The 4,556-nt window shown below is 74.9% G+C and carries 6 protein-coding genes; 2 read left to right on the forward strand and 4 right to left on the reverse strand.

What is annotated here, in order from left to right:
• Window positions 1–93 precede the first annotated feature (93 nt).
• Window positions 94–981, forward strand: a complete 888-nt coding sequence (locus HMPREF0731_RS15165) for a PPK2 family polyphosphate kinase (protein WP_040613407.1) — start codon at window positions 94–96, stop codon at window positions 979–981.
• Window positions 982–998: 17 nt separating this feature from the next.
• On the opposite strand, the gene HMPREF0731_RS15170 is transcribed toward HMPREF0731_RS15165, so the two are convergent.
• Entirely contained in the window at window positions 999–1,595 is a 597-nt protein-coding gene (locus tag HMPREF0731_RS15170) for an Ada metal-binding domain-containing protein (RefSeq protein WP_007005046.1), read from the reverse strand.
• Window positions 1,596–1,729: 134 nt separating this feature from the next.
• On the opposite strand from HMPREF0731_RS15170, the gene HMPREF0731_RS15175 reads away from it, so the two are divergent.
• Window positions 1,730–2,629: a DMT family transporter gene (locus HMPREF0731_RS15175; RefSeq protein WP_245538333.1), complete on the forward strand. Its 900-nt coding sequence runs from the start codon at window positions 1,730–1,732 to the stop codon at window positions 2,627–2,629.
• A gap of 135 nt (window positions 2,630–2,764) precedes the next feature.
• Here HMPREF0731_RS15175 and HMPREF0731_RS15180 read toward each other — a convergent pair whose 3' ends face one another.
• The 3 genes from HMPREF0731_RS15180 to HMPREF0731_RS15190 form a co-directional block, all read right to left on the reverse strand.
• The gene (locus HMPREF0731_RS15180) at window positions 2,765–3,040 is read right to left on the reverse strand and encodes a CsbD family protein (RefSeq protein WP_007005048.1); all 276 of its coding nucleotides are present in this window, start codon (window positions 3,038–3,040) and stop codon (window positions 2,765–2,767) included.
• 25 nt (window positions 3,041–3,065) lie between these two features.
• Complete coding sequence (locus HMPREF0731_RS15185) at window positions 3,066–4,004, reverse strand: hypothetical protein (RefSeq protein ID WP_245538334.1); 939 nt, start codon at window positions 4,002–4,004, stop codon at window positions 3,066–3,068.
• Window positions 4,005–4,207: 203 nt separating this feature from the next.
• Window positions 4,208–4,387, reverse strand: a complete 180-nt coding sequence (locus HMPREF0731_RS15190; protein ID WP_007005049.1) for a CsbD family protein — start codon at window positions 4,385–4,387, stop codon at window positions 4,208–4,210.
• Window positions 4,388–4,556: the final 169 nt, after the last annotated feature.

Below are 4,556 nucleotides of genomic sequence, written 5' to 3' on the forward strand. Positions count from 1 at the left end.
GCCGGCGCCCGAGGCGCCCGCCGCCGCGCCCGAGACCGCCCCCGCCCGCTGAGGGCGGGCGCCGGACCGCTTCATCCAGCCAGGGAGGCCGCCATGCCCCGTGATTTCGCCCGCGCCCAGGTCGCCGCCTGCCGGGTGACCGGGGCCAAGGGGTTCCATCTGGACGCCTGCTCCACCCGTGGCGAGGCCCCGGCCGGCGCCAAGGAACTCTCGGAGGAGCTGCTGCGCGAGGGGGTGGAGCGGCTGGCGGAATTGCAGGGGCGGCTCGCCGCGCAGGACCGGCACGCGCTGTTCGTCATCTTCCAGGCGATGGACGCGGCGGGGAAGGACGGCGCCATCAAGCACGTCTTCTCCGGCGTCAATCCGCAGGGCTGCTCGGTGCACGCCTTCAAGGCGCCGGGGCCGGAGGAGCTGGACCAGGATTTCCTGCGCCGCCACATCGCCCGGCTGCCGGCGCGCGGGCAGATCGGCATCCACAACCGCTCCTGGTACGAGGAGGTGCTGGTGGCGCGCATCCACAAGCCGGTGCTGGAGCGGCAGCGCCTGCCGGCGGAGGTGACGGGCCCCGCCATGTGGGAGCACCGGCTGGAGGATATCGCCGCCTTCGAGCGCTACCTGTCGCGCCAGGGCATCGTGGTGCTGAAATTCTTCCTGCATGTCAGCCGCGAGGAGCAGCGCGCCCGGCTGCTGAAGCGGATCGAGGAGCCGGACAAGAACTGGAAGCTCGACCCCTCCGACATCGCCGAGCGGCGGCACTGGGACGCCTACCAGCAGGCCTATGAGGCGGCGATCCGCGCCACCGCCGCGCCGCACGCGCCCTGGTTCGTCATCCCCGCCGACCGCAAATGGCTGACCCGGCTGCTGGTGGTGGAGGCGGTGATCGAGGCGCTGGAGCAGATCGATCCGCGCTATCCCGAATTGGGCCCAGACGGCCAGGCGCGGTTGCAGCAGGCGCGCCTGGCGCTGGAGGCGGAGGGGTAGCGCGCCGCGGGCGGCGGTCAGCGCGCCGCCGGCGCCGCCCGGCCTCGCCGCGCCCGGCGGATCGCGCTGGGGGGGCGGTGATAGGTGGCGGCGAAGACCTGGTTGAAGCGCCGCAGGCTGCCGAACCCCGCCTGCAGGGCGATCTGCGTGATGGGCAGCTCCGTCGTGTCCAGCAGGCGCTTGGCCCGCTGCACCCGCGCCGTGCTGGCGATGGCGGCGGGGGTGGCGCCGAGATGCCGGCGGAACAGCCGCCGCAGATGCCGCTCCGTCATGCCCAGCCGGGCGGCCAGCGCCGCGACGCTGGCGCCCTCCCCATCCAGCGCGCCCTCCTCGACGATCAGCCGCAGGCCGCGCTCCACCGAGGCCAGGCTGCCCTTCCAGGCGGGGGACAGGGGCGCCGCCTCCGGCCGGCAGCGCAGGCAGGGGCGGAAGCCGGCCGCCTCGGCCGCCGCGGCGCTGGGGGCGAATTCCACATTGCGGCGCAAGGGCAGGCGCACCGGGCAGACGCAGCGGCAATAGACGCCCGTGCTCCTGACGCAGACGAAGAACACCCCGTCGAAGGCGGGGTCGCGCTCCGCCCAGGCCCGTTCCCAGCTCTCCGATGCAGGCGCCATGGCGCCCTTCTACACCGGCCCGCCGCGGCCTGGCAGGATGAGGTCCGATTCCGGCGAGGCCGTCGCGCCGTTCCGCGGGATGTCCGGGCTTTCCCTCCAGCGCAGGGCGCCGCCGCATGTCTCAGCCTCGCCAGATGGGTCCGCCGGAATGGGGGCTGCTCGGCCTGCTCTCGCTGCTCTGGGGCGGATCCTTCTTCTTCTCCAAGGTGGCGCTGTCCGAATGGCCGCCGCTGACGCTGGTGCTGGCGCGTGTCGGCCTCGCCGCCGCGGCGCTGTGGCTGTTCCTGCGGCTGCGCGGCCTCCGGATCCCCCGCGAGCCCCGGCTGTGGCGGGCCTTTCTCGGCATGGGGCTGCTGAACAGCCTCATCCCCTTCACCCTGATCTTCTCGGGCCAGACCGTCATCGGCAGCGGGCTGGCCTCGATCCTGAACGCCACCACGCCGGTCTTCTCGCTGCTCGTGGCGCATTTCCTGGCGCGGGAGGAAGCGCTCTCGGCCGGGAAGCTGGCGGGCGTCGCGCTCGGCCTGGCCGGTGTCGCCGTGCTGCTGGGCGGGCCGGGCGGCGGTGCGGCGGAGGCGCCGCTCTGGGGTGTGCTGGCCTGCCTCGGCGCGGCGCTGTCCTATGGCCTGGCCAACAGCTATGGCCGCCGCTTCCGGCGCCTCGGGGTGGAGCCCGCGGTGGGCGCCTTCGGGCAGATCGCCGCCACCGCCGCCATGGCCCTGCCCCTGGCGCTGGCGATCGACCAGCCCTGGCGCCTCGCCGCGCCGGGGCCGGCCATCTGGGGCGCCGTGCTCGGCCTGGCCCTGCTCTCCACGGCGCTGGCCTACATCCTCTTCTTTCGCCTGATCGCCACGGCCGGGGCGACCAACACCGCCCTGGTGACGCTGCTGATCCCGGTCAGCGCGGTGCTGCTGGGGGTGGGTTTCCTGGGCGAGCGGCTCTCGGCCGGGCAGTTCGGCGGCATGGGGCTGATCGGGCTCGGCCTGCTGGCGCTGGATGGCCGGCTGGCCGGCCGGCTCCGCGCCCGCCCATGAGAAAACCCCGGGGAAGCTCCCCGGGGTTCGTCCTTCCGCCCTGCCGCAGCGCCGCGGAAGCCCGCCACCCTGGGCCGGATCGCCCCGGCCCCGTGCAGCGCCCCCCGTCCCGGCCCTGGCCGGCAGCCGAGAGAATCAGAAGCGGCGGGCGGAGAGCAGGCCGATGACGAAGCCCAGCGCGCCGACGGCGAGCAGGGAGGTCAGGGGCTGCTGCTCGACCACGCGGACCACGCGCTCGCCGGCGTGATGGGCGTAGTCGCGGGCCTCGCCATAGACTTCCTGGACGCGGCCGGCGGCCTGGCGGGCCAGGCCCTCGGCGCGGTGCTGGTCGTCATTGGCCAGGTTGCCGAAGCCCTCCTGCGCCTGGCCGGCGAGGGTCTTGGCGGCGCCTTCGAGACGATCAGTGTTCATGCGTATGCTCCTTCCGTGGTGTCGTTCAACGGCGACGAAAATGGTCGGCCATGGCGCGGGTGCCGGCGCGGGCACCGAGCACCGCGACGATGGCGCCCAGGATCAACGCGCCAAAGGCCCAATAGGCTGCGCTGGCGGCGGCGGAAGCGGCCGCGTCGGCGGCCTGGCGGGCGCGGTCCTCGGCTTGTTGCAGGCTCTGCCGGGTCTGCTGCTCGACCTGCTGGATGCGCGCCTGCGCCTCCGGCTCGCTGATGCCGGCCTCGGCGCCGACGAGCGCCGCCAGGCGCGCCTGCTCGGGCTGCGGCAGCGGGCCCTCGGTGACGCGGCGAGCGGCCAGCTGGCCGATCTCGGCGCGGCGCTGGTCGCTGCTCATCTGCGCCGGATCGGCGCCGGAGGCGGTCAGCGCGGCCTGCGCCCGCTCGGCCAGCGACTGCGCGGCGTCGCGCAGCGTCGCGGTGCTGGTGCGGTCCGCCGCCTCGCCGCCCGCGGTCGCGGCCACCTGGCCGATGCCGTTCGCCGTGCCGCCCAGCAGGCTGCCGATGCTGGTGGTGGCGGTGGAGACCGCGCCGCTGACCACGCTGCCGAGCAGCAGGGCCGAGAACAGCACGGTGGTCCCCCACACCGCGAGGCCGTGCAGCGTGCCGTCGGTGCCGTCGGCGGTGCCGGAGAGGCGGGCCGCCGCATAGGCGCCGAGGCCCAGCGCGATCAGGTGCGAGGCCAGCATCCAGAGGCCGCCGGCGATGCCGAAGCTCGACGCGTCGGGCGTGTCACGCTGCACCGCGTCGATCATGGTGGCGCCGATGGCGCCGCCCAGCAGGTTCAGGGTGATGCTGACGGCCAGGGCGATCACCGCGCCGGCCAGGACCGCGCCCCAGGAGATGCGGGGCGGCAGGCTGGGCGCGCCCTCGACGGCGGGGCCGGCCGGGGTTGCGCCATAGGCGTCATGAGGCGTCGTGGCGCTCATCTGGGGGATTCCCTCCCGGGGCACCGGGGGTGGGCGGCCGCAGGCTGATCCGATGGGGCGGCCAGGCGCTGCGGAGGCGGGTGGGAGATGTCCCGACACGCCGGAACCCGCCACGCGCGGCGGATCCTGTCGCGGCGGGGCGGGCTGGGAAGCGGCGTGGCCGCCCTGCGGTGGGGGAGGGCGCGAACGCCCTCCCGCCCCGGTCAGTGGGTGGCGTCGCGCACGGCGTCCTTCGCCTTGCCGACGGTGGACTGGGCCTTGCCCTCCATCTTGTCGGCCTTGCCCTCGGCCTCGAGCCCGGGCTTGTTCACGACCTTGCCGGCGGCTTCCTTGACGGCGCCCTTGGCTTGCTTGGCGGCGCCCTCGATGCGGTTCTTGTCCATGGGAAGTGCCTTTCCTCCGACGGCGCGGCTCCAGTGCCGCGCCGGCGCCGTATGGGCGTCTGGAGGGAAAACGGCCGAGGCCGCCCCGGGTTTCCTGGTGCGCAGGCCGTGCGGGAGTCGAAACGGCCGGCGCCGCCCGCCCCCGCTGTCGGGCCGAGGCAGGCGGTGC

The organism is Pseudoroseomonas cervicalis ATCC 49957, assembly GCF_000164635.1.
Lineage (GTDB): Bacteria > Pseudomonadota > Alphaproteobacteria > Acetobacterales > Acetobacteraceae > Pseudoroseomonas > Pseudoroseomonas cervicalis.